Source organism: Paenibacillus thermotolerans (assembly GCF_028745515.1).
Taxonomy (GTDB): Bacteria; Bacillota; Bacilli; order Paenibacillales; family YIM-B00363; genus Paenibacillus_AE; species Paenibacillus_AE thermotolerans.
This window is the reverse complement of sequence record NZ_JAQZSG010000019.1, coordinates 1-21,759: the sequence shown is the minus strand read 5'-3', so window position 1 is coordinate 21,759 and position 21,759 is coordinate 1. Positions and strand designations below refer to the sequence as shown.

Sequence of the window (21,759 nt, the reverse complement as noted above, 5' to 3'; positions counted from 1 at the left end):
TGTTGGGAAAATACGGTTCTTTGGGGAGGAGAACGGATGAACGATGTTCAACAAACGTACCGCGCCGCGCTCGAATCGATAACCGATAAGCTCCGGCGGGATCAGCGCGTCGTTGCGGCGTTTGTCGGGGGAAGCTTGTCATATGACGTTGTTTGGGAAAAGTCCGATATCGATATGACCGTTGTCGTTGACGACGATAAACGTCCTTACGCATCGCTGCTATTAGTGGAGCACGGCATTTGCATCAGCGCGAACGTATCGTCGAGGCAAAGCTTTAAGCAGCAATTCGAACGGTCGCTGCAGGCAGGCTTTATGCATTCGTTCCTCGCAAAGAGCACCATGCTGTTCTGCAACGATCCCGCGATTCGCGATTTGTACGAACAGATCCGGCACGTAGGGGAAAGAGATTTGGACGTGCAATTGCTTCTGGCCGCGTCATGGGCGGTTACGGTGCTCGAGAAGGCGGAGAAATGGCTCGTCGTCAAGCGGGATCCGACGTACAGCTTCCTATGGCTGCTGAAAGGGGTGGAGCAGCTGGCGCAAATCGAGGTTATGCTCAACAGAGACATTCCTACCCGCGAAGTCATTCAGCAGGCGCTGAAATATAATCCGGAATTTTTCCAGCGGATGTATCATGGTGTAATCGAAGGGCCGAAGACGCTGGAGACGATGAAGGCGGCCGTGGCCGAGGCAGACCGGTACATCGAAGAGCGGCACGAACGATTGTTTAAACTCGTCACCGACTACTTGCGGTCCGAAGGCGACGTTCGCTCGTTCTCGGAGATGATGCAGCATATGAAGCAGCGTTTCCGGATGGAAGATATGCTGATCGTTCACGGCTGCGAGTGGCTCGCCCAGAAGGGTTATATTCAGCGCGCCTCTTCATCCGTGCGTCTTACGGCGCGGAGCCGGTTCGAGCTCGATGAGCTCGCTTATTTTGACGGGAAGGGGTTTTTCGCTTGAGGCAGACGATATCGATCCGCGGTGCGCGGGAGAACAATTTGAAGAACGTATCCGTCGAAATTCCCCGGGAAAAGCTGACGGTAGTGACCGGAGTAAGCGGCTCCGGCAAATCTTCTCTAGCGTTTGACGTCATCTATGGGGAAGGACAGCGGCGTTTCCTCGAATCGCTGACCTCCTCCTACGCCAAACGGTATATTTCCCAGCTCAAAAAGCCCGCCGTCGACTTTGTGTACGGTTTGTCCCCGGTCGTATCGATCGAGCAGAAGACCGGGACGCCGAACCCGCGGTCTACGGTCGGTACGATGTCCGACGTTTACGATTATGTCAGGCTGCTGTTTGCGGCGGCGGGCACGCCGCACTGTCCGCGGTGCCGTACCGAGCTCGAGTCGAAAACCGCAAACCAGATGGCGGAGCATATATTGTCTTTGCCCGCCGGAACGACGGTGGAGCTGTACGCGCCCGTACAAAAAATTTTCGGAGAAGAATATAACGTCCTGTTCGACGAAATTCGGACGAAAGGCTACCGCCGCTTTAAGATCGACGGGATTTTATACGATACGAGCGACCGGATCGAAATCGACGAGCATATGCCGCACGACATGGAAGTGCTGATCGACACGTTCGAAGTGCGGCGCGATATTTACAAGCCGCTTGTCCAATCGATCGAGCAAGGCGTAAAGATCGGCGAAGGCTTCCTTCACATTGTGCCGGACGGGCCGAAGCTGTCCGATGCGGATCGCGAACGCTTCTATCGGGGGTTCGCGTGTCCCGAGCATCATTTCGCCGCCGGCGAGCTCCAGCCGTACTACTTTTCCTTCAACGATCACGAAAGCGCTTGCCGCACCTGCCTGGGAATCGGTTCCTACAAGTACGCGCAGCCGGAATTAATGATCGCTAGCAGCGAGCGCAGCATACGGAAGGGCGCTTTGAACGAAAGAATTTATAATTTGAAAAACCCGCGCGCATGGCGAAACATGATCATATACAGCCTTTCTCAGCATTACGGGTTTAGTTTGGATACGCCGTTTAAGGAGTATTCTCCCGAAGTGTACGATCTTTTGTTCTATGGGACGAAGGGGGAACGATTCCCGTTTCTCGGCTCCGAAGACAACAGCCAAGATTGGTGGATTCAACAGCACGTCGGCAAAATGTTCACCTTCGACGGCATTGTCGGCGACATCGACCGCTGGTACCGCAATTCGCGCAGAAAGCAGGAGCTCAAAGGGTACGAGGAATCGATGTTCAATCTCGTCATGGTGGAGCAGACGTGTCCCGAATGCAAAGGAACACGGTTTAAAGCGGAGCGACTGCTCATTACCGTCGGCGGCCGTACGATCCATGAAGCCGGCTCGATGGCGCTGGACGATCTGAAATCGTTCCTGCTGTCGCTCGAGCTGCCGGAGCGCAAGCGCCAAGTAGGAACGCAGATCATCGGGGAGCTGGTCGGCCGGATTGATCTGCTGCTCGACATCGGCCTCGATTATATGAATTTGGACCGGCGTTCGGACACGTTATCCGGCGGAGAGGCGCAGCGCATTCGGCTATCGACCCAGATCGGCTCGGGCTTGATGGGGATGCTGTATGTGCTGGACGAACCGAGCATCGGGCTTCACCCGAGAGACAGCCAGAAGATGATCGATACGCTCAAGAAGCTTCGCGATTCCGGCAATACGGTCATTATCGTCGAACATGACGTAGAGACGATTGCCGCTGCCGACCACATTATCGAAATCGGACCTGGTCCGGGCCAGCATGGCGGAACGGTGGTGGCCGAAGGCACGATCGCTGCAATTACGGCGAACGAAGCGTCTTTGACAGGACAATATTTGAGCGGCCGAAAGAAGATTCCGATGCCGGAGAAGCGGAGGAGTATCGGCGGAACGTCGCTGAAAATCGTCGGAGCCAAGGAAAACACGCTAAAGAACGTGGATGTCGAAATTCCGCTCGGCGTGCTTACTTGCATCACCGGCGTATCCGGTTCGGGGAAAAGCAGCTTGATTAACGACGTGCTGTACAAAGCGCTGCACAAGCACTTTCAAGACGCGCGAATCATTCCCGGCAGCCATGAACGGATCGAAGGGATAGAGCACATCAGCGGCGTCATCAATATCGACCAGTCGCCGGTCGGCCGGATGCCGACATCAAGCCCTGCCACCTACGTTGGGCTGTTCGACCGAATCCGCAAGCTCTACGCCTCGCAGGAGCTCTCCGTGGAACGCGGATATACCGAGACGTTCTTCAGCTTCAATGCGAAGGGCGGACGATGCGAGGAGTGCAAGGGACACGGCACGATCACGTCGCAGCTATTGTTCATGGCCGACATCGAATCGACATGCCCGGCTTGCAAGGGCGCGCGGTTCAGCAGCGAGCTGCTCGAGGTGACCTACAACGGGAAGACGATCGCCGACGTGCTCGAAATGTCGATTGAGGACGCGGAGAGGTTCTTTAAGGATGAGAAGTACATCGCCCACAAGCTGAAAGTATTGAACGAGCTCGGCGTCGGATACTTGAAGCTCGGCCATTCCGCAACGGTGCTCTCGGGGGGAGAAGCGCAGCGGATCAAGCTGGCCGCGGAGCTCGGCAAAATCAAGAAAGGCGCGCACAATTTGTATATTTTCGACGAACCTACGACAGGGCTTCATCTGGCCGATATCCAGAAGCTGCTCGATTGCTTGAATCGTCTTGTCGACGCCGGACATACGGTAGTTGTCATAGAGCACCACCTCGATGTCATCAAGACGGCGGATCACATTATCGACATGGGTCCGGAAGCGGGCCGCCGCGGCGGCTATGTCGTCGCAGCGGGAACGCCGGAGCAAATTATGCTGGTGCCGGAATCGCACACCGGCCGATGCTTGAAAGAGCTCCCGGAATTTGCCGCCGGAGCCGTGCCAGCCCGTTAAAAGCCGCGAATGCGGCTTTTTTTCGTGTATGCCGAGCCGCGCGATACTTGATGTGGTAGTATGAAAATTACGTATGATGCCAGCTAATTTAATTCGAGGTGGTAACGATGGACGCAAAGTATTGCCTGCAGTGCGGCAGCCCCCTGGAAATCAGGGATATTGACGGGTATCCGAGGAAAGCGTGTACGTCTTGCAGCTTTGTACACTGGGGGAATTACAGCATCGGAGTCGGGGCGTTGATGGTAACGGACGGAAAAGTGCTGCTCGTACGGCGGGCTCAGGACCCGGGGAAAGGGTACTGGACCAATCCGGGCGGATATATCGAGCAGCTGGAGCCGATTCAAGAGACGATGAAGAGGGAGCTATTGGAGGAAGCCGGGATCGAAGGCGTTGTAAAAAATATTGTCGCGCTCCGCGATCAGCCGAGGAGCATACATAACGTTTATATCGCTTTTTCGATGGAATATGTGAGCGGGGAGCCGACGCCCGATGGGGTGGAGGTAGACGCCGCGGGATTTTTCGCCGCGGAAGAGATGGAATCGATGAATGTCGCTCCGTTTACCCGCTGGCTGGTCGATGTGGCGTTGAACGGCAAGACGGAAGGCTTGGCGGTCGATGCGCAGCCGATTGTTCGATTGGACGGGTATGGATTGTTTCGGGTTTAGCAAAAATAAACAATGTACAAGGGAATTGGAGGAACGTCAATGGTAACGATTACGGAGTACAGCGTGGAGTTGGTAAAGGATCCGTTCGGAATCATAAAAGGAAAGCGGTACGAGTTCATTCTCGATATCGACGTGGACGAGGACGATGAATTGTATTCCGAACAAGGCGTTGCGCTTCGGGTCATTTACGGAGTAGAGGAAGAGAAGCAAAGGATCGTAAAATACGACATCCTGGAAAGAAATACGGAGAAGCATCTGGATTTCGATCTGGAGGACGATGAGCTCGAAGAGGTGGAAGCTTTTTGCAAGGAGCATCTTACGGAGGCGGAGCTATAGCCGGAGCGGAGCAATCACCGCTTCGCACTAAATACTTCAAAATTGAGATTGACAAATCGAAGGATAACCCATAAAATGATAATCGTTGAGTGGTTACAAAAAGTTACTAATGTATGAAACGACAGCGAAAATATAATGGAGGTTATGAAAAATGGCAGTTTCCAACTGGGTAGTCGACGCTTCGCACAGCAGCATTGATTTCACGATCAAACATATGATGATCGCAAAGGTGAAAGGTACGTTCCACACGTTCGACGCGCAAGTTTCCGCGGATCCGGAGGATCTGACTTCCGCATCGATCAAATTTTCGGTGGACGTCGCTTCCATCGACACGCGCAACGCCGACCGCGACGCGCACCTGAAGTCTGCAGATTTCTTCGATGCGGAGAATCATCCGAAGATGGAGTTCGTATCGAACGGCGTTCGGAAGACGGGCGACGGCGAGTACGAGGTGACGGGCAGCCTGACGATCCGCGGCGTTACCCGCACGGAAACGTTCAACGTAACGTACGAAGGCTCCGGCAAAGATCCGTGGGGCAACGAGAAGGTCGGCTTCAGCGGCTCCGGCAAAATTAACCGCAGCGATTACGGCTTGACTTGGAACGCTGCGCTTGAAACCGGCGGCGTGCTTGTGGGCGATGAAGTGAAATTCTCGATCGAAATCGAAGCGGTAAAGCAAGCGTAATATCCGCGTCATACCAAGAGTCGCGCCTGAATCGGCGGCGGCTCTTTTTTTGTCGAAAGTTCGAAGTCTATTAATCGAACGTCCCCCATATAATCTAGTAAACAGTTTGAGAATCGCAAACGGGGGGTTCATACATGAAAGTTTATATATCGTGGAAATCGGGTTTCTTCCTTCTGGCTTTAACGGTTATGGCATTGATTTGCTTAATAATGATGCCGCAGATGACGAGCGCTGCCGAGACGTCGGCTTCGATGCGCCAAGAAGCGGAAACGTCTAACCGGCCCACGGTATATTTGACATTTGACGACGGCCCCAGCAAGCTGACGCCCAAAGTGCTTGATATATTGAAAGAGCATGATGTAAAAGCGACGTTCTTTGTGCTCGGGGAGCTGGCGTCGGCCAGAGAAGAAACGATTCGCCGGATTGCGGCCGAAGGCCATGCGCTCGGAAATCATACATACGACCATAAGTACCAACATCTTTACAAAAGCTTTGACGGCTTCTTGCGCCAAGTACAAGCCACCGACGAAGTTCTCAAGCGCATTACGGGGAACAGCGTTCGATTGCTGCGGGCGCCGGGCGGGACTTCCGGTAACTTTGACGAGCTTTATTTTCACTATTTGCGGGAAGCGGGCTTTTCCATCCACGACTGGAACGTCGATTCCGGAGATTCGAAGCGGCGCGGCGTACCGGCCAAAGAGATCGTCGGCAACGTAAAGCGATCGAAGCTTGGCGGCGACTTGGTCGTCCTGCTGCACGACGGCGCAGGCCACGAGGAAACGGTAAAGGCGCTGCCCGAAATCATTGCCTTCTTTCAGGCAAAAGGATACCGGTTTGAAGCGCTGTCGGAGCAAGTGAAGCCGGTAACGTTCCGCGTCGGGAAACTGAAATGGGACAGAAGCAAGGCGGAGCTTCAGGACGCGGAGCTGCTGGCGGCCGTCCAACAGTTGAAGCGGGATTCGACGGCGCCTGCGACGGTTTCGGGGCGATGGGTCGCGCTGCGGGATTGGGCGGACGGAAAAGGGGCGGTAACGTGGGACAATACGAAGAAAACCGCGGGACTCGTCCTTTCCGGGGGAGTGCTGCAATTTAACGTGAGCGCGAAAACATCGGTTTGGACGGGAGCCGGAAGTATGACGGAGGCGAAGCTTTCCTTCAAGCTGGAAAACAATAAGGTGTACGTGCTGGAAACCGAAGCGGAGGCGCTTTATGCGATGGTGCGGGCAACGGAAAGCGTGTGACGACTGCAGTTTTCCGCTCGCTATAGGAATTGGCCAATTGGAAGGCCGAGATCGATAGTTGAATGACGCAGCATCGACTCATAGGCATGGGCTTTCGCAGAAAACAGGCGCATCAAAACGACAACCTGCAAATAATCGCTGGACAAAGCGCCTTCTTCTCGGCTGCCAATGAGCCTTACATCCGGAACGACCGGCCAATCGCCGGCACGTTTATAAAAATAGGCTAAAGACGGGTTGCACGTGAATATACCAAAATCTATGTCCACCTGTTCTTCGATCCATTCGGTAGCTGCAGCGACTGTGCGCAAACCGAACCCTTGGCCCTGAACATCGGGATCAGTTGCCACACAGCTAAGCCCAGCGATGTTGAATGTCCGCCTTCCGTGCATAATGGTTTTACGGACAACACCTGCATAGCTGACCAGCCTTCCACTAGAGCAGGAATAAAATGAGCGCGCATGAAGCTCTGCATCGTGGGTGTCCGGAATCGTCCCGCCCGGCATTGGACAAAAATTCGGCCAAACCTTATGCATCAATATAGCAATCTCACGCCGTAAGGTGTCGGAAGCTTGATTATAGAAAGTCGATTGTACGATATCAGTCATCGTCGATTCATCCTCTTGTTTACAGCACTCGCTCATATTTTATCATGACGGTATGTATTAGAAAAAGGCGGGACTCGTCCTTTCACGGGGAGTGCTGCAATGGTTTAGGTTTGCCGAAACTAGGAAATGATAGCTGGTAGAATATTACTAGATAGGAGTGTTCCTATGTCGGCAAAACAAAAAGAAAGGCTGTTTCATCTTGGCGGACTCATATTGGGCTTTGGATTGCTGGGCGCGGTCGACGGCATCGTATTTCATCAGCTGCTGCAATGGCACAGCGTGTATATGGGGACGCACCGGCACGGGCAAATCGTCAGCGACGGGCTGTTTCATGCATTTACCGTCATTGCGCTCGTTGCGGGTTCCTTTGTCCTATGGAAGGGCGGACTGCCAAGCGGCATCCGCAACCGATGGGCCGTGCTTTGGGGGAACATTTTGATGGGCGGCGGCGTGTTTAATGTGGTAGAAGGCATCGTCGACCATCACATCCTGCAGGTTCATCACGTGAAGCAAGGAGATCCGAACGAGCTGCTGTACGATCTGGCATTCCTCGCCTCCGGCTTCGTGCTCTTTTTGATCGGGTATTTGGTCAGACGCAGCGCGGAAGGAAAAGACTTCATCGAGGTGAGTTCGAGGAAGAGCCGGGCGAAAGCGCGATAAAATAAAACAGAACAGCAAACGTCAACCGTGAGTGAGGTTGGCGTTTTTTTTCGAGCAGGGACACCCCTTTTTGTGGGAAGTAACGGACACCACAGACGCTATATCGCTAATTTGCCCACCGCTAATCCGCTAACGGACGCCACAGACGCTAAACCCCGATTTTTGGCGTCCATCCCCGTTTTTTCGAGGCAATAACTGCCGTGGTGTCCGTTACAACTGCAAACACTATTCAAAACGGCGAATAGCTGCATGCATGTCCGTTAGAGCGGGCTGCCTGCCTGCTATCCCAATTCGATAGGTCCGATATCCGAAAAATCTGGAATTCAATACGGACTTTTATCCGGAATAAGCTTTCATTAAAACTTCTATGCAAAATTGCTCTCCATCGGGAGTTTTTTGGCATTCCAAGGAAAATTTTGATGATATAATTCAAAAGGAAGGGTTTGTCGATCAAAGCTGCACCATATCAAGTATAAACGGAGGTATCATGTATGCCCTACTTATCAATAACGACTTGGAGCTTGCATCGAAACTTAGGCCCGCTTCGCTGGACGCAGTGGGATGCGCGGGAGCAAAAGCATATTACGGTCATCGACGATCAGCCGGAGCGGATCTCGCTGCTTGAGCTGCCGTCCTTTTTGGCGGATAACGGTTTTTCGGCGATGGAGGTGTGCCATTTCAACTTCCCCGATACGAGTGAAGCATACTTACAGCAGCTGAAGGAAGCGGTTCGCAAAGCGGGAATTACGTTCTATACGCTGCTCGCCGACTACGGAGATATTTCAAACGCGGATGAAACCAGGCGCTCGGCCGATATCGAATGGCTCAAAGGATGGATCGATATTGCTTCGGCCGTCGGGGCCGAGCGGATAAGAGTGATTGGCGGGGATGCGGATCCATCGGATCGGGAAGCGCTGGGGCGCTCCTGCGAGGCGATGAAGCAGCTGTGCGATTATGCGGAGGGGAAAGGCGTGAGGGTCATTACGGAAAATTTCAAGCCGCTGACCTCCACCTCCGAAAACTGCTTGGCGCTGCTCGAAGCATGCGGGGGACGGCTTGGGCTGACGAGCGACTTCGGCAACTTCGCGGGAGCGGAAAAGTACGAGGAGCTCGGCCGAACGGTGCCGCGGAGCGAATCGATTCATGCGAAAGCGCAGACGGATGCGCAAGGGATGCCCGATGCGGAAGAATTTATACGCTGCATGGAAGTCGTGCGGCAGAGCGGGTACCAAGGGCCGATCACGCTTGTGTACGACGGTCCGGGCGAGCTGTGGGACGGAGTCGGCCGCGTGCGGTCGCTGGCGGAGCCTTATTTGTAAAGTCGTTGTAAAATATTCGTTTCCTAGTTTTTTGCATATATATTTAGGCGCCGCGCTGGGTTATAATGTTGCCTATTGCTATCAAGGAAATCTACATCTCAGACCGGTGGTGCTAAAATCATTGTGCAGCTAGTTAAACAAATACTTAGACTCGCGATTCCGTCCATTGCAACGTTTTCTTCTATGACATTCACGGGATTGCTTGTGTTAATGACCGTCGGCAAGCTTGGCGCGGCGTCGATCGCCGTCGTCGGGATTACCAACATTTTGATGTACAACGTTTGGGCGATGTGCTCCGGCATTCAAGGCTCGATCAACTATTTGGCCGCTCAAAATTACGGATCGGGGAATATGCGCCTCGCCAATCAACAGATGCAGATCGCTCTGCTGGGGACGGCCGTTCAAGCGGGGCTGATGCTTGCATTCAGTTTTTTTGCCCCTTATTATGTGCTCAAGTTACTAGGCTCGAATGCGGAAATCGTAAGCTTGGGGACCGCCTACGTCCAAGTTCGGATGCTTGCGTTGATGTTCGGAATATTCAGCGGCGTGTTTTACGCTTATATGCGGGCGATCGGAGATACGAAAACGCCGATGACGATATCGATCATTAACAGTGCGTTGGTCGTCGTTCTAACTTATGTGCTTGCCTACGGCAAATTCGGCTTTCCGAACTTAGGGCTGCAGGGCGCCGCCTGGAGTATGGTCATCGCGGAGCTGATTACGCTATTGCTTTGTATTCTGGTGCATTACGGCTTCTTGAACGGTTTCTTCTTCACGCGCTCATGGGTGCCGGTTGAGCGCAAGCAAGTGAAGCTTATATTTTTCGAAAGCGCCAAGCTGAGCGTTATGGAGCTGTCCAACAGTCTCGGCATGCTCATTTTCACCGCCTGCATCACCCGTCTCGGAACAACGGCGGTCGCAGCGAACGAAATTGCGCTGAACATTTTGTCCTTCGGCTTTATGCCTTCGAACGGCTTCGGGGCAGCATCGACGATCGGCATCGGCCAGGAGATCGGCAAAGGAAGGCCGTCCGAGGCGCGCCGGTTCGGGCTTGTCACCGTTTATTTGGGAATATTGTTTATGATCGTCGTTTCCAGCCTCATGTTTATTTTCGCGCTGCCGATATCAAAGCTGTATACGTCGGAAGCCGCCGTATTTAATGCGGTCATTCCTCTGATTCATCTGGCTGCCTTCATTCAATTGTTTAATACGACGGGTATCATATTTGGCGGGGGGTTAAGAGGAATCGGGGACACGACGTTCCTTTCCCGTGCGGCGCTGCTGCTTAACTGGGTTTTATTCATACCGGCGACGGTGGTGCTGACCGCCGTATTCGATCTCGGGCAGGTGGGGGCGTGGATCGCGCTCTGCAGCCTTATGATCTTCGGCGCCGCAGTAAACGGATACCGCTTTTTGAGTCTCGATTGGACGAATGCCAAGAGCAAGGCCGCCTCGGTGCCGCTCGCGCATGCCGCCCATTAACGGCTGATCGGCGGGAGAAAAGCAGGGATGAAGGGGGAGTCGTTCGATGGTTCGCTGCGAAGGAATACATCATGTCAGCTTGATTGTGACCGATCTGGAACGGGCCAAGTCATTCTACAAGGACATTCTCGGGCTGCGGGAAATCGAGCGTCCGCCTTTCGACTTCCCCGGCGCGTGGCTGGCTGTCGGCGAATCCGGCCAGCAGGTTCATCTGCTCGTACACGACGGAGAGACGAAGCGGCAAGGAGGCATCGACACCCGTGACGGCCACTTCGCGCTGCGGGTTCAAAGCTACGAAGAGACAAGGCGGCATTTGACGCAAAAAGGGATCGAGCATACGGCGAATCCGAACAGCATTACGGGGTTTGCGCAAATATTTCTGCTTGATCCCGACCGCAACGTCATCGAGTTGAATGCGGTTCGGTAGTGTTGCTTTGCGCTTCGCTTCGCGTTTTGCTGTGTGCTTTGCCTTTCGCCCGATAACGCCGAACCTTCAATAAATTGCCGCACATCCGGTCGTCGCAATAGCGCTTCGACCGGTTTTTCGTGTCGTCGTAAAACACCCAGAGACAGTCCGTATTTTCGCAGATGCGCACTCGGGAATGGTCGCCCTTGCCGATCCATTCGGCGAAGGACGCCGCAATCGACGCCATGAGCTGATCCGTACCGTTCGAAAGCGGAACGGAGCTCATCTTATAACCGTCCTCATGTGCGGCGATGCGGTATACGACCGGCCCTTTGCTCATGATTTGGTTAAGCGCATCGATTTGGTCGGCGCGCATCGGCTCGCCGGCAGTAATCGCGCCGGTCATTCGGCCGATCAGCTCTCTAAGGTTTCTTAGCCTGTCGATATTCCCGGGATCAGCCGGTTCAAGTCCGGGGAGATTCCATTTCGCAATAAAATGCCGCAGCCACTCCGCGTTCTCCAGCCGGTCCTCCGACTTGCCGCTGCCGCGCCAATCCCGCCAAAAGCTGTTTACAAAATCCATCCATAATAGCTCCATGCCGCAGCTTCCCCTTATCGGCCGAAAATCGTTATTTCAAAATTGTAGCACCTTGGTGCCGATTTCTCCATGGTTGCCGTCGATTTGCCGGGGTAGAATCATTTTTTTTTGGAATGATGAGTAACATTTTGGACGGGGAAGACGTTATATTAGGTAGTACGGCAAACAAGAAAAATTGACATTGATTGTAAGATGTAATATTTTAGATTTGCAGTTCATTCTGTGAATACAGAAATATTGCTGATATTAGCAAAACCGACATACATAGAGAAGCTTACTTCAATCGGAGAATGGGAGAAGGCGGGAGAGAACTTGAAAACGCTGAAGACCGCATTAGTATTGATCGGAGTTCAGAAAGATTACCGCGGACCGAGCTGGGGAAAGGCGTATCCCGCACAGACGGAGGCGGAAGCTTGCATGCGTAAGCTGCTGTTCGAATGGAGGCGGCACGACTTGCCTGTCGTACATATCCGGGAGGAATCGGAGCATCCCGGATCGACGACATTACGGGGCGAGCCGGAGTGGGAGTTTTTGCCGTTCGCAGAGCCGCTGCCGGGCGAAATCGTCGTTGCGAAGCCCCACGTATGCGCGTTCGAGGACACCGGTCTGCAGGCTAAGCTGGAGGAGGCGCAGATCGGCAGCCTGATCATTGCGGGCTATACGGCCGACCGGAGCGTGCTCGTTACGGCATGGACGGCTCACGAGCTGGGGTACCGGCCCATCGTAGTGTCCGATGCGTCGGCAGCCTTCGATGTCGCAGGATACGACGAGCGGACGTATTCGGCCAAAGAGGTGCATATACGGGCCATGAACGGGCTTTCCAAATTCGTCACGGTGACCGACACCCAGTCGGTGTTGAACTCCGTTTTACGCCCGGTAGTGACGACCGCATAGGAATCAATGGTTGACCTTACCTTGAACGTTGGGTAGGGTCATTTTTATTAGGATCAAGAAAGTGCGACGTTCCGAACCGCGGGCTTGTCGTGTCGCATGCAGGTCAAGCGAGTAGGGTCGGCATGTGTGACCCGGTCAGCCTTTTGACCGCTCTTCCCTTCGCTCAGCCTTTTGACCGCTCTCCCCATCGCTCAGCTTTTCCAAATATCTAAGCTCCGGAAAGCCCGGCGGCAGGGGCGGCCCATGTTTCGAAAACTCTCCCCCGATCACCTGACATTCTCCATCCAAACGCAACAATTTCTGAGTGAAGGGGATAGCGGTAATAAGGATGCGCGAAACTAAACTAGTATAGAACGCAATACATGACCGATTGACAAAAACAACTGTAATTAATACAATAACAGTAATAGATTGATGCAGAGGGAATCCGAAATGAACAGCGAATTTACGATTGCGGTGCACAGCTTGGTTTTACTTGCATATAAGTGCGGAAATATGGCGACGAGCGAGCAAATCGCAGCCAACGTCGCAACGCACCCGGCCCGAGTCCGCAAGGTGATGGGCTGCCTGCGCAAAGGCGGCTTCGTTTCCACCAAGGAAGGGCTCGGCGGCGGCTATCTTCTTAGCTGCGATCCGGAGCGGGTGACGCTTGCGGACATTTACCGCGCGATGTGCCCCGGAAGCTTGAAGCCGGGATGGTCATCCGGCGATCCGGAGCAGTACTGCATGGTATCGTCCAATATCCAGTGCGTCATGGACACCGTGTTCGCCGAAGCCGAACGGCATCTGGAAAGCTTCTTCGAACGGTTGACCGTAGCGGACGTGCTGACTCAAATTCGGGAGGCCGATTTGAGCAAAGGCGCGGACTAAATCGCCTGTTCATAACCGCGGAACGGTTTCCGCTGAATCAAAACTGTTACAAAAATAGTTACAAAATAAACGATTCGATCCCAGGGAGGAATGAACGATGACGGTGATTCACACAACCGACAGCGAGTTTAACGAAACGATTAAAGAAGGGGTCGTGCTGGTCGACTTTTGGGCGCCTTGGTGCGGACCGTGCCGGCTGATCGCCCCGGTGCTGGAAGAGCTGGCCGGAGAAGCGGAAGGACGGTTTACGATCGCGAAAATCAATGTGGACGACAATCCGGCTACGGCGCAGCAACATGGCGTGATGAGCATTCCGACACTGAAGCTGTTTAAGGACGGCCAAGAGGTTGATATGACCGTAGGCTTCCAAGACAAAAACACGCTCAAAAATTGGGTGTTAGGCCATATCTGATGACGACAACGAAGCCCCGAACGTTACGAGTTCGGGGCTTTTATTGTTCACTATGGTTTTACCGTCATATGCACGAGCTTATGCCTGAGCGTGAAGCCGAGGCTTTCGCACAAGGAGACGAGGGCCGGCTGGGACGAAGGCGCGCCGAACACGCTCCTTCGCAGAACGGGCGCTTCCGACCGGGCAGAAAATACATAATGCAAGGCAGCGCGCAGCACCGCTTCCTCATCGCCCGACTCCGGCGCAGCCACGGCTTGCAGAAGCGTCGTGGCGGTATGCGCGCCCTGCGCGTCGAACAACCGCCGAAACAACGCGTAGCCTACCGTTTCGCCGCTTGCCCGGTCCGATACGATCACCGCTTCCCCGTCTCTTCCGCTTCTCCATTGCGTCTGCCAAGCGACCAGCTTCGGATAAAACGGCAGCAGGGAAAGCTCCCGAGGAGTCACGCGCACAATATCATACTTCGCCGATAAGTGCGCCGGCTCTCCCCACTCAGGCTCCGCCTCTCCCTCAATAGCGAAAGAATGGATCATGTCCGCAACCTCATAGCCGAAGGAGCGATACAGCGCAATCGCTCTTTCGTTCTGCTCGAACGCCTCCAGCAGCGCCGTTCCGACGCCTCGCTCGCGGTAGCTTTCCAGCGCTTTCGCCATCAGCGCCTTGCCGACGCCCAGTCTGCGAAACTCGGGCAGCACGGCCGTGCCTCCGTTCCATGCGGTTTTTTCCCCGCCTGCATCGCGAAACGCGCTAAGCAGAAATCCCGCAGGCTTATGATCCGCGAAAGCAATGAAAGAAAGCTCCGGATCAATTTCCTCAATGCCGAATTTCAAAGACGCAAAAACTTGGGGAGTGATCGGCATCTTGATGTAGTAGTCGCTGAAGCCTTCGTTCCACACTTGCACGGCTTGCCCAATCGTCGTTTCAAGCAGGCTCTTCATACGTATGCTCGTTGTCATGGCTCAAATCCCACCGCTTTCGGAATAGTTTGATATTCATCAAACCTATGAATATAGTTTGATGATATTAGGTAATTCGGACTGGTGTCAATTGGAATTTTTCAAGAAAAAAAGCTCCCAATACCCATACAATGAGTGTAGAATAGCAATAGGACAACAAGAAAGTGCTTTCAAAGACAAATTATTTCGGACGGGAAGGAGCGACAGCCGCCTTGACGGAGATGATTCGCGCACAAGGAGTGACCCGAGTTTTCGGGAGAGGAAGCGGAGCCGTACACGCTTTGAAAGGTGTCGATCTCAACATACCTACTGGGAAGCTGGTGGCTTTGCGGGGCCGTTCTGGCTCGGGCAAGACGACGCTCATTAATTTGCTCGGGACGCTCGATCGGCCGACGGAGGGCACCATCGAGCTGGACGGGGAAGATCTTACGCACCTGTCGGACCGGAAAATGGATGAGCTGCGGCGTAAGCATATCGGACTCATTTTTCAATCGTATGCGCTTGTGCCTTACATGTCGGGACTGGAAAATGTGGAGTTCGGCCTGAGATTGTCGGGGGCGCCCTCCAAAGAGTCGAGAGCGGCCGCGGAAAGAGCGCTCTCCATGGTAGGTCTGAAGAAGCGGATGCATCACCGCCCGTTCGAGCTGTCCGGGGGCGAGCAGCAGCGGGTGGCGATTGCGCGCGCGATCGCGCATAAGCCGAAGCTTGTGCTTGCGGACGAACCGACGGCGGAGCTCGACAGCAAGACCGGACTGCAAATCGTAGGCTTGTTTAGAGAATTGGTGGAGCGGGAAGGGCTTACGGTCGTTATGACGACTCACGACCCGGCGATGATGGAAATCGTCGATCATGTATATGCATTGGAGGATGGGGTCATTGTTTAATGGAAATGCAAACCGACTTGCGAAATTGACGTCCGGAGCGTTATCCGGCATGCTGCTGGCCGTTTCTCTTGCCGGCTGTTCCTTGCTTCCCGAGGAGGAAGCCGCGCTTGCGCCTCCGCTGATCAAACCGAGGGAGGACAGCGTTACGACCGCTGCGGTCAAGAAGGGAACGATCGAGAAATACGTCCGCGGCGTCGGCACGTTCGAATCGACGTCGATCGCATATCATTCGTTGAAGGAGCCGGGAGCGACGGTTGAGGAAGTGCTCGTAAAGTCCGGCGATACGGTTCGTAAAGGCGACGTCCTGATTCAGTTTAAAGTCGGCGATTTGGATTTGGCCATTCAGGAAGACGAGCTGAAGCTGAAATACGCCGAGAAAAATTTGAAGGACGCGATTTTCTCCAAGGATCAGGACATGATCGAAATTCGCAAGATCGAGCTCGGCATCGCCAAGACGAAGCTCGAGAAGACGAAGAAGCAGCTTGAGAGCAAGCAGCTTCTGGCCGAGATGGACGGCGTCGTTATTTACATAGAAGGCCTGAAGCGGAACGACTGGGTCGATAACGGCCGGACGCTCGTATCGGTGGCGGATCCGTCAAAGCTTCGGCTCATATACGAAGCGTTGAACCGTACGGCGCTAAACGGAGTGAAGGTGGGAATGACGGCGCAGTTCGACGTGGACGGCGCTTCATATACGGGAGCCGTGACCCAGACGCCGGATTCGGCGCCGACAACGACGAATCCGGACTTGGCGGAAAAGTACGGCAGAACTTTATACGTGGAGCCCGACAAATTGCCGCCGAACGTTAAGATGGGCACCTTGGCGGACATTCGCGTGCTGACGCAAAAACGCGAAAATACGCTCATTATTCCGAAGGGGGCGCTCCGCAGCTATTTCGGGCGCACGTACGTGCAAGTTTTGGACGGCGAAACTCGCAGCGAAGCGGACGTCGAAGTCGGAATCGAAACGCAAACGGAAGTAGAGATCGTGAACGGCTTGAAGGAAGGACAGACCGTCATCCTGCAATAAACTGGAAATGGGGTGTAGCCCTTGCTGCGCATGGTTTTGCACAAAATGATCAATAACAAGTGGCTGCAGTTGAGCTTGCTTGCGGGACTCGTCGTGACGGTTGCGCTGGTAAGCAGCATTCCGGTCTATATCGATGCGGTCTTACAACGCATGTTGATGAAAGATATGGAGCGGCTGCAGCAGCAAGATAACGTATATCCCGGCGCCTTATGGACGAAGGTGTACAGCTCGGCCTGGAGTGAAAACGACAAGGTGTCCAATGCGTTCAAGCGAATCGATACGTACATGGATAACGTGGAAAGCCGCATGCCGGTGCCTGTGATCCACTACGTGGAAGAGCGCGAAACGATCATGGTCGGGTTTGACCCTTTGCATCCCGACAAGGTGGATCCCACCAAGCAGCGCGCCGGGAAAATCGCCGCGTTGAAAGGGGTCGAGGACAACGCCGTATTGGTGGACGGACGATGGGCGAAGCCGGGCTTGCAGGACGGCGCCTATGAGGCCGTAGTGTTCAATTCCGCGCTGACGGAGCTTCATATGGTGCTCGGCAACGAGTTTGTCGTCGCTCCCAAGTACACGGACGAGAAAATCGTCATCAGACCGGTCGGCGTCATTAATCGAAAAGATGAGCGCGATCTGTTTTTCTACGGAGGCTCGATTTCGAAATATAAAAACTATTTCTTGATTCCTTTCGAAACGTTCGAGACCGTCTTTGAGTCGAAAGAGCCTCCGGTCAAGCTGACTGCGGCTTCTTGGTATTATGCCGTCGATTACACCAAAATTACGTTGGACAATGTAAAAACGTATCTGGGCATCACTTATCAAATCGAGCGCTACGTCAGCCGCTATTTCGATACGAACGGGGTGCACAATACGGCGGGCGCCACGCTTCAGAAATATTTCGAACGGGAAAAGCGGCTCAGGACGCTGCTGTGGTCGCTGAATGTGCCCGTGCTCATTATGCTTAGCTGGTACTTATTTATGGTTTCCAATCTTATTATTTCCAGGCAAAAGACCGAAATAGCCGTGCTAAGGAGCCGCGGCGCCAGCCGGATTCAAATTTTGATTTCGTATGCGCTGGAAGGCATCATACTCGGCGGCATTGCGTTCCTGATCGGCCCGATCATAGCGCTCGGGCTGACGAAATGGCTCGGCGCGTCGAACGGTTTTCTGGAGTTCGTTCAGCGCGCGTCACTGCAGGTCAAGCTCGACCGGGAAGCTTACGAGTATGCGTTATACGCTGTTATCGCTTCGTTCGTGATGACGATGATTCCCGCCGCCCTTGCGACGCGGGCGACGATCGTCGATCGCAAGCGCGAGCAATCCAGAAGCGGAGCGCGTCCGCTGTGGCAAGTTATGTTTCTGGACGTCATTCTGCTGGGCGTCTCCTACTACATGCTTACCAACTTCCACAAGCAGATGGATCAGTTCACGCAGCTGGGCTTGAAGGCCGATCAATTCGCGCCGGACCCGATGCTGTTCTTTATCCCGGCCTTGTTCATGCTCGGCTTCGGCTTGCTGCTGCTGCGGGTATATCCGTGGCTGATCAAGCTCGTCTATTGGATCGGCCGCAGATGGTGGCCGCCGGCGCTGTATACGATATTGCTCGATATCGGGCGGGGCGGAGCGAGATACCACTATCTTATGATTTTCCTGGTGTTGACGGTCGGTACGGGGATGTACAGCGCCAGCGCGGCAAGAACGATCAATCAAAATATGGAGGACGCGATCCGGTACAAGAACGGCGCGGACATGGTGCTGACGACGCTGTGGCAGAACGATGCTCCTCCGGCAATTATGGGCGCTCCCGGCGGACCGCCGCCGGCGGAAAGCGCGCCTCCGAAGAAAATTTCCTATATCGAACCGCCTTTCGAGCCGTTCACGAAATTGCCGGGGGTCGAGCATGCGGCGCAGGTGTTTATCCAGGACGACGCGTTCATGCGCGCAGGGGAAGCGAGCGGCGATCTTACGCTGGTCGGAATTAACACGCAGGACTTCGGGCAGACGACTTGGTTCCGCAACGATCTTCTGCAGCACCATTTGAACGAATATTTGAATTTGATCGCCGAAGATCCGTCCGCCGTTCTCATATCGCGGTCGATGGCGGATCAGAAGGGGGTCAAGGTCGGCGATACGATGGAGATCAACTGGAAAAACCACGAGCCCGCCTTGTTCACGGTCTACGGCGTTATCGATTATTTCCCGGGCTTCTCGCCGCTTCCGGAAGCGCCGACATCGGATGGCGAAAAGCCGCCGGCTCCGATGCTGGCCGTAGGGCACCTGTCCTATATTCAGAATCGCATCGCGATCGAGCCGTACAGCATATGGCTGAAGCTGACGCCCGACGCTTCGAGGCAGGAGCTGTTCGACACGATCGTCGAAAAGAGGCTCATGGTCACGAACCTGCAGGATACGCGCGAGCAATTGATTCAGATGAAGAACGACCCGTTCCATCTGTCCGTCAACGGCGTAATGACGCTAGGCTTTTTAATATCGGTAGCGATCAGCTTTATAGGCTTCCTGCTGTATTGGATTCTTTCGCTGCAAGCCCGCGCGCTGCAATTCGGCTTATTCCGCGCGCTCGGCATGCCGCTTAGGAGCTTGCTGACGCTGCTCGGCGTCGAACAGGTGCTCACCACCGCTGCGGCACTGGCGTTCGGTCTGGGCACAGGCATATTTGCAAGCCGGCTGTTCGTCCCGCTCTTTAAAATGTCGTTCAATCAACAAGTGCAGGTGCCGCCGTTCCGCGTCATTATCGACGCGCGCGACACGTTCGGCCTGAACGCAATCGTATTTGTCATGATTGTCATCGGCTTTATCGCGCTCGGATCGATGGTGTCGCGAATTAAGATTCATCAGGCGCTTAAGCTTGGGGAGGACTAAGCCTATGATCGTTTGCGAGGACTTGGTTAAAATTTACAAAACAGCCGATCTTGAGGTGTTTGCTCTTCAAGGCTTGGATTTGCGGGTCGAGAAGGGCGAGTTGATGGCCATTATCGGAAACAGCGGCAGCGGCAAATCGACGCTGCTCAATATGCTCGGCGGGCTGGACCGTCCGACCGCCGGCAAGCTGTTTGTGAACGGAATCGATATGCTAAAATGCTCGCAAAGAGACCTTATGAAATACAAGCGCGAAACGGTAGGCTTCGTATGGCAAAACAATGCGCGAAACCTGATCCCGTACTTAACCGCGCTGCAAAATGTCGAGCTCCCGATGCTGCTGAAAGGAAGAAGGAAGCGTCTGCGGGCTCTCGACCTGCTCGAAGCGGTCGGCCTCAGCCACCGGGCGAACAACAAGCTTACGCAGCTGTCGGGCGGCGAGCAGCAGCGCGTGGCGATCGCCATTGCGCTTGCGAACGAACCGAGCCTGCTGCTTGCGGACGAACCGACGGGGTCGGTCGATTCGAAGATGGCGGACCAAATTCTCGACTTGTTCCGTAAAGTAAGCACCGAATTCGGCGTTACGGTCGTCATCGTCACGCACGATCCGCAGCTGGCGCGGAAGGTGGACCGGGTCGTGCAAATCCGGGACGGAAAAACATCGAGCGAAATCATTCGCAAAATTTCGTACGCCGACGAGCTCAAGGCGCTCCAATCCGAAGCGGAGGAAGAGGTAGCGACGCACGAGGAGTACGCCGTGCTGGACCGCGCCGGGCGCCTGCAGCTGCCGGAGGCATACGTCGACGAGCTCGGCCTGCGCAAATCGAATAAAGTCCGCGTGAAGATGGAGGACGGCTCGATCCGGCTTCTGCCTCCGGAAGAACAATAAAAAGGAACGGCTGCTGTTACAGCAGCCGTTCCGCTTCTTTGCCGAGACGTTTCATCAATTCGCTGGCAAGCTCCTTCTCTTCGTCGTTCAATCCGGACAGCGCGCGGTGAAGCGCAAGGGCGTGCTGAGGGAAAATGCGATCCATCAGCTCCCGTCCTTGATCCGTCGCCTCCGCATAAATGACTCTCCGGTCGGAATCGCAATTGCGTCTGCGCACGAGCCCTGCCTTTTCCAGCTTATCGATCGTATACGTCACGCCGCCGCTTAGAATGAGCAGTCTGGCGCCAATCTTTTGCAGGGGAATCGGTCCTTTATGATACAAAAGCTCTAGGACGGCAAATTCGGTAGGATTTAATCCGTACGTTTTGATATCTCGAAAGGAAAGCTCCTGGATATTCCCGAAGGCACGCGCCAACACCCGGAACAGACGCAATGAGCGCTCAACCGCTTCGTCGTGTTCATTCATGATGGATCACCTTGGTTTTCATATTTCTTTAATCATAGAAAAGTGCGCCGCAATCGTCAAATTAGTTTTTTCCAGCGAGCATTCGATTAAACGGTTATTGTGCGGGGGATAATGGAAAAAACGATTTTTGAAAGGACGAACGCCGCATGTTGTATGATGACGCTATTCGTTTTTCATTCCCGAATATGGATTCGGCGATCGACGCGTTCGAAACGCTGCAGGAGCTCGGTTACGACCCGGTGATGGAGGAAGGGGCTGAAGAGCATCCGACGCTGCACATTCATGTGGAACGCAGCGATGTGCAGTCCGCCTTGGAAATCGTCCAAACCCACGGAGGAGAAATTCGGGACACCGCCGAAGTCGGGAATGCTGCGGACGGGCCGGAATGCAATTTGGAGGGCCAAGGTCTGCCCGCACATTTGGTGAACGAGGATTTTTCGGAAGCGTATATGACCGGGTTGAGCCAAGCCTTGGCGGGAGACGACACGGGCGTACTGGCCGAAGGCTATAAGGACAGCGTATATGAGTGAAAAAGAAGGCGGCCGTCGATATTGCAATCGATGACCGCCGTTTTTTTCTACGACGGCATGTTTAACGAACAATCATTGTTCCAAA

At 54.2% G+C, this 21,759-nt stretch carries 22 protein-coding genes; 18 read left to right on the top strand and 4 right to left on the bottom strand.

Going from position 1 to position 21,759, the window contains the following annotated elements; translation table 11 throughout:
• Window positions 1–36 precede the first annotated feature (36 nt).
• From PT964_RS15895 to PT964_RS15870, 6 genes are all read left to right on the top strand, one after another.
• Window positions 37–963 carry a nucleotidyltransferase domain-containing protein gene (locus PT964_RS15895; protein ID WP_274364347.1) on the top strand — a complete coding sequence of 309 codons (927 nt, stop codon included), beginning with the start codon at window positions 37–39 and terminating at the stop codon, window positions 961–963.
• On the top strand, window positions 960–3,866 hold the full coding sequence (gene uvrA / locus PT964_RS15890; RefSeq protein ID WP_274364346.1) for an excinuclease ABC subunit UvrA: 2,907 nt from the start codon (window positions 960–962) through the stop codon (window positions 3,864–3,866). Before PT964_RS15895 ends, uvrA begins: the two co-directional genes overlap by 4 nt.
• Before the next feature lie 107 nt (window positions 3,867–3,973).
• Window positions 3,974–4,531, top strand: coding sequence for an NUDIX hydrolase (locus PT964_RS15885; RefSeq protein WP_274364345.1), 558 nt, complete (start codon window positions 3,974–3,976; stop codon window positions 4,529–4,531).
• Between the two features lie 39 nt (window positions 4,532–4,570).
• A complete protein-coding gene (locus tag PT964_RS15880) occupies window positions 4,571–4,867 on the top strand; it encodes a DUF6509 family protein (RefSeq protein ID WP_274364344.1) in 297 nt (98 codons plus the stop codon).
• Between the two features lie 151 nt (window positions 4,868–5,018).
• Window positions 5,019–5,552 (top strand): YceI family protein, encoded by a 534-nt coding sequence (locus tag PT964_RS15875; protein WP_274364343.1) that lies wholly within the window; start codon window positions 5,019–5,021, stop codon window positions 5,550–5,552.
• 134 nt (window positions 5,553–5,686) lie between these two features.
• Window positions 5,687–6,793: a polysaccharide deacetylase family protein gene (locus PT964_RS15870; RefSeq protein ID WP_274364342.1), complete on the top strand. Its 1,107-nt coding sequence runs from the start codon at window positions 5,687–5,689 to the stop codon at window positions 6,791–6,793.
• Between the two features lie 20 nt (window positions 6,794–6,813).
• Here the strand turns inward: PT964_RS15870 and PT964_RS15865 are convergent, their stop codons facing one another.
• Window positions 6,814–7,398 (bottom strand): GNAT family N-acetyltransferase, encoded by a 585-nt coding sequence (locus tag PT964_RS15865; protein WP_274364341.1) that lies wholly within the window; start codon window positions 7,396–7,398, stop codon window positions 6,814–6,816.
• 165 nt (window positions 7,399–7,563) lie between these two features.
• On the opposite strand from PT964_RS15865, the gene PT964_RS15860 reads away from it, so the two are divergent.
• From PT964_RS15860 to PT964_RS15845, 4 genes are all read left to right on the top strand, one after another.
• Window positions 7,564–8,058 (top strand): DUF2243 domain-containing protein, encoded by a 495-nt coding sequence (locus PT964_RS15860; RefSeq protein WP_274364340.1) that lies wholly within the window; start codon window positions 7,564–7,566, stop codon window positions 8,056–8,058.
• Between the two features lie 491 nt (window positions 8,059–8,549).
• Window positions 8,550–9,377, top strand: coding sequence for a sugar phosphate isomerase/epimerase family protein (locus PT964_RS15855; protein ID WP_274364339.1), 828 nt, complete (start codon window positions 8,550–8,552; stop codon window positions 9,375–9,377).
• Between the two features lie 123 nt (window positions 9,378–9,500).
• Complete coding sequence (locus PT964_RS15850) at window positions 9,501–10,859, top strand: MATE family efflux transporter (protein WP_274364338.1); 1,359 nt, start codon at window positions 9,501–9,503, stop codon at window positions 10,857–10,859.
• A gap of 46 nt (window positions 10,860–10,905) precedes the next feature.
• Complete coding sequence (locus PT964_RS15845; protein ID WP_274364337.1) at window positions 10,906–11,286, top strand: VOC family protein; 381 nt, start codon at window positions 10,906–10,908, stop codon at window positions 11,284–11,286.
• On the opposite strand, the gene PT964_RS15840 is transcribed toward PT964_RS15845, so the two are convergent.
• On the bottom strand, window positions 11,261–11,863 hold the full coding sequence (locus tag PT964_RS15840) for a CGNR zinc finger domain-containing protein (RefSeq protein WP_274364336.1): 603 nt from the start codon (window positions 11,861–11,863) through the stop codon (window positions 11,261–11,263). The genes PT964_RS15845 and PT964_RS15840 overlap by 26 nt on opposite strands.
• 312 nt (window positions 11,864–12,175) lie before the next feature.
• On the opposite strand from PT964_RS15840, the gene PT964_RS15835 reads away from it, so the two are divergent.
• The 3 genes from PT964_RS15835 to trxA all read left to right on the top strand — a co-directional run bounded on the left by PT964_RS15835 (window position 12,176) and on the right by trxA (window position 14,039).
• Window positions 12,176–12,757, top strand: coding sequence for an isochorismatase family protein (locus PT964_RS15835; protein WP_274364335.1), 582 nt, complete (start codon window positions 12,176–12,178; stop codon window positions 12,755–12,757).
• A gap of 432 nt (window positions 12,758–13,189) precedes the next feature.
• Entirely contained in the window at window positions 13,190–13,627 is a 438-nt protein-coding gene (locus tag PT964_RS15830) for an RrF2 family transcriptional regulator (protein WP_274364334.1), read from the top strand.
• 97 nt (window positions 13,628–13,724) lie between these two features.
• The gene (gene trxA, locus PT964_RS15825) at window positions 13,725–14,039 is read left to right on the top strand and encodes a thioredoxin (RefSeq protein WP_274364333.1); all 315 of its coding nucleotides are present in this window, start codon (window positions 13,725–13,727) and stop codon (window positions 14,037–14,039) included.
• 50 nt (window positions 14,040–14,089) lie between these two features.
• Here trxA and PT964_RS15820 read toward each other — a convergent pair whose 3' ends face one another.
• On the bottom strand, window positions 14,090–14,995 hold the full coding sequence (locus tag PT964_RS15820; protein ID WP_274364332.1) for a GNAT family N-acetyltransferase: 906 nt from the start codon (window positions 14,993–14,995) through the stop codon (window positions 14,090–14,092).
• A 221-nt stretch (window positions 14,996–15,216) separates the two neighbouring features.
• Between PT964_RS15820 and PT964_RS15815 the strand changes: the two genes are divergently transcribed.
• Genes PT964_RS15815 through PT964_RS15800 form a run of 4 tightly spaced genes read left to right on the top strand, consistent with a single transcriptional unit; the run spans window position 15,217 to window position 20,678 of the window.
• The gene (locus PT964_RS15815) at window positions 15,217–15,879 is read left to right on the top strand and encodes an ABC transporter ATP-binding protein (RefSeq protein WP_274364417.1); all 663 of its coding nucleotides are present in this window, start codon (window positions 15,217–15,219) and stop codon (window positions 15,877–15,879) included.
• Window positions 15,872–16,909 carry an efflux RND transporter periplasmic adaptor subunit gene (locus PT964_RS15810; protein WP_274364331.1) on the top strand — a complete coding sequence of 346 codons (1,038 nt, stop codon included), beginning with the start codon at window positions 15,872–15,874 and terminating at the stop codon, window positions 16,907–16,909. Before PT964_RS15815 ends, PT964_RS15810 begins: the two co-directional genes overlap by 8 nt.
• A 30-nt stretch (window positions 16,910–16,939) precedes the next feature.
• Complete coding sequence (locus PT964_RS15805) at window positions 16,940–19,792, top strand: ABC transporter permease (protein ID WP_274364416.1); 2,853 nt, start codon at window positions 16,940–16,942, stop codon at window positions 19,790–19,792.
• 4 nt (window positions 19,793–19,796) lie between these two features.
• The gene (locus PT964_RS15800) at window positions 19,797–20,678 is read left to right on the top strand and encodes an ABC transporter ATP-binding protein (RefSeq protein WP_274364330.1); all 882 of its coding nucleotides are present in this window, start codon (window positions 19,797–19,799) and stop codon (window positions 20,676–20,678) included.
• Between the two features lie 16 nt (window positions 20,679–20,694).
• Here PT964_RS15800 and PT964_RS15795 read toward each other — a convergent pair whose 3' ends face one another.
• Window positions 20,695–21,144 (bottom strand): MarR family winged helix-turn-helix transcriptional regulator, encoded by a 450-nt coding sequence (locus tag PT964_RS15795; protein ID WP_274364329.1) that lies wholly within the window; start codon window positions 21,142–21,144, stop codon window positions 20,695–20,697.
• Between the two features lie 146 nt (window positions 21,145–21,290).
• Between PT964_RS15795 and PT964_RS15790 the strand changes: the two genes are divergently transcribed.
• Window positions 21,291–21,674, top strand: coding sequence for a hypothetical protein (locus tag PT964_RS15790; protein ID WP_274364328.1), 384 nt, complete (start codon window positions 21,291–21,293; stop codon window positions 21,672–21,674).
• Window positions 21,675–21,759 lie beyond the last annotated feature (85 nt).

Bases quoted from the DNA above. Each gene is read 5' to 3' on its own strand.
- PT964_RS15895 (WP_274364347.1), top strand. From the start codon at position 37: ATGAACGATGTTCAACAAACGTACCGCGCCGCGCTCGAATCGATAACC.
- PT964_RS15885 (WP_274364345.1), top strand. From the start codon at position 3,974: ATGGACGCAAAGTATTGCCTGCAGTGCGGCAGCCCCCTGGAAATCAGG.
- PT964_RS15880 (WP_274364344.1), top strand. From the start codon at position 4,571: ATGGTAACGATTACGGAGTACAGCGTGGAGTTGGTAAAGGATCCGTTC.
- PT964_RS15875 (WP_274364343.1), top strand. From the start codon at position 5,019: ATGGCAGTTTCCAACTGGGTAGTCGACGCTTCGCACAGCAGCATTGAT.
- PT964_RS15870 (WP_274364342.1), top strand. From the start codon at position 5,687: ATGAAAGTTTATATATCGTGGAAATCGGGTTTCTTCCTTCTGGCTTTA.
- PT964_RS15865 (WP_274364341.1), bottom strand. From the start codon at position 7,398: ATGACTGATATCGTACAATCGACTTTCTATAATCAAGCTTCCGACACC.
- PT964_RS15860 (WP_274364340.1), top strand. From the start codon at position 7,564: ATGTCGGCAAAACAAAAAGAAAGGCTGTTTCATCTTGGCGGACTCATA.
- PT964_RS15855 (WP_274364339.1), top strand. From the start codon at position 8,550: ATGCCCTACTTATCAATAACGACTTGGAGCTTGCATCGAAACTTAGGC.
- PT964_RS15845 (WP_274364337.1), top strand. From the start codon at position 10,906: ATGGTTCGCTGCGAAGGAATACATCATGTCAGCTTGATTGTGACCGAT.
- PT964_RS15840 (WP_274364336.1), bottom strand. From the start codon at position 11,863: ATGGAGCTATTATGGATGGATTTTGTAAACAGCTTTTGGCGGGATTGG.
- PT964_RS15830 (WP_274364334.1), top strand. From the start codon at position 13,190: ATGAACAGCGAATTTACGATTGCGGTGCACAGCTTGGTTTTACTTGCA.
- trxA (WP_274364333.1), top strand. From the start codon at position 13,725: ATGACGGTGATTCACACAACCGACAGCGAGTTTAACGAAACGATTAAA.
- PT964_RS15820 (WP_274364332.1), bottom strand. From the start codon at position 14,995: ATGACAACGAGCATACGTATGAAGAGCCTGCTTGAAACGACGATTGGG.
- PT964_RS15815 (WP_274364417.1), top strand. From the start codon at position 15,217: ATGATTCGCGCACAAGGAGTGACCCGAGTTTTCGGGAGAGGAAGCGGA.
- PT964_RS15805 (WP_274364416.1), top strand. From the start codon at position 16,940: ATGGTTTTGCACAAAATGATCAATAACAAGTGGCTGCAGTTGAGCTTG.
- PT964_RS15800 (WP_274364330.1), top strand. From the start codon at position 19,797: ATGATCGTTTGCGAGGACTTGGTTAAAATTTACAAAACAGCCGATCTT.
- PT964_RS15795 (WP_274364329.1), bottom strand. From the start codon at position 21,144: ATGAATGAACACGACGAAGCGGTTGAGCGCTCATTGCGTCTGTTCCGG.
- PT964_RS15790 (WP_274364328.1), top strand. From the start codon at position 21,291: ATGTTGTATGATGACGCTATTCGTTTTTCATTCCCGAATATGGATTCG.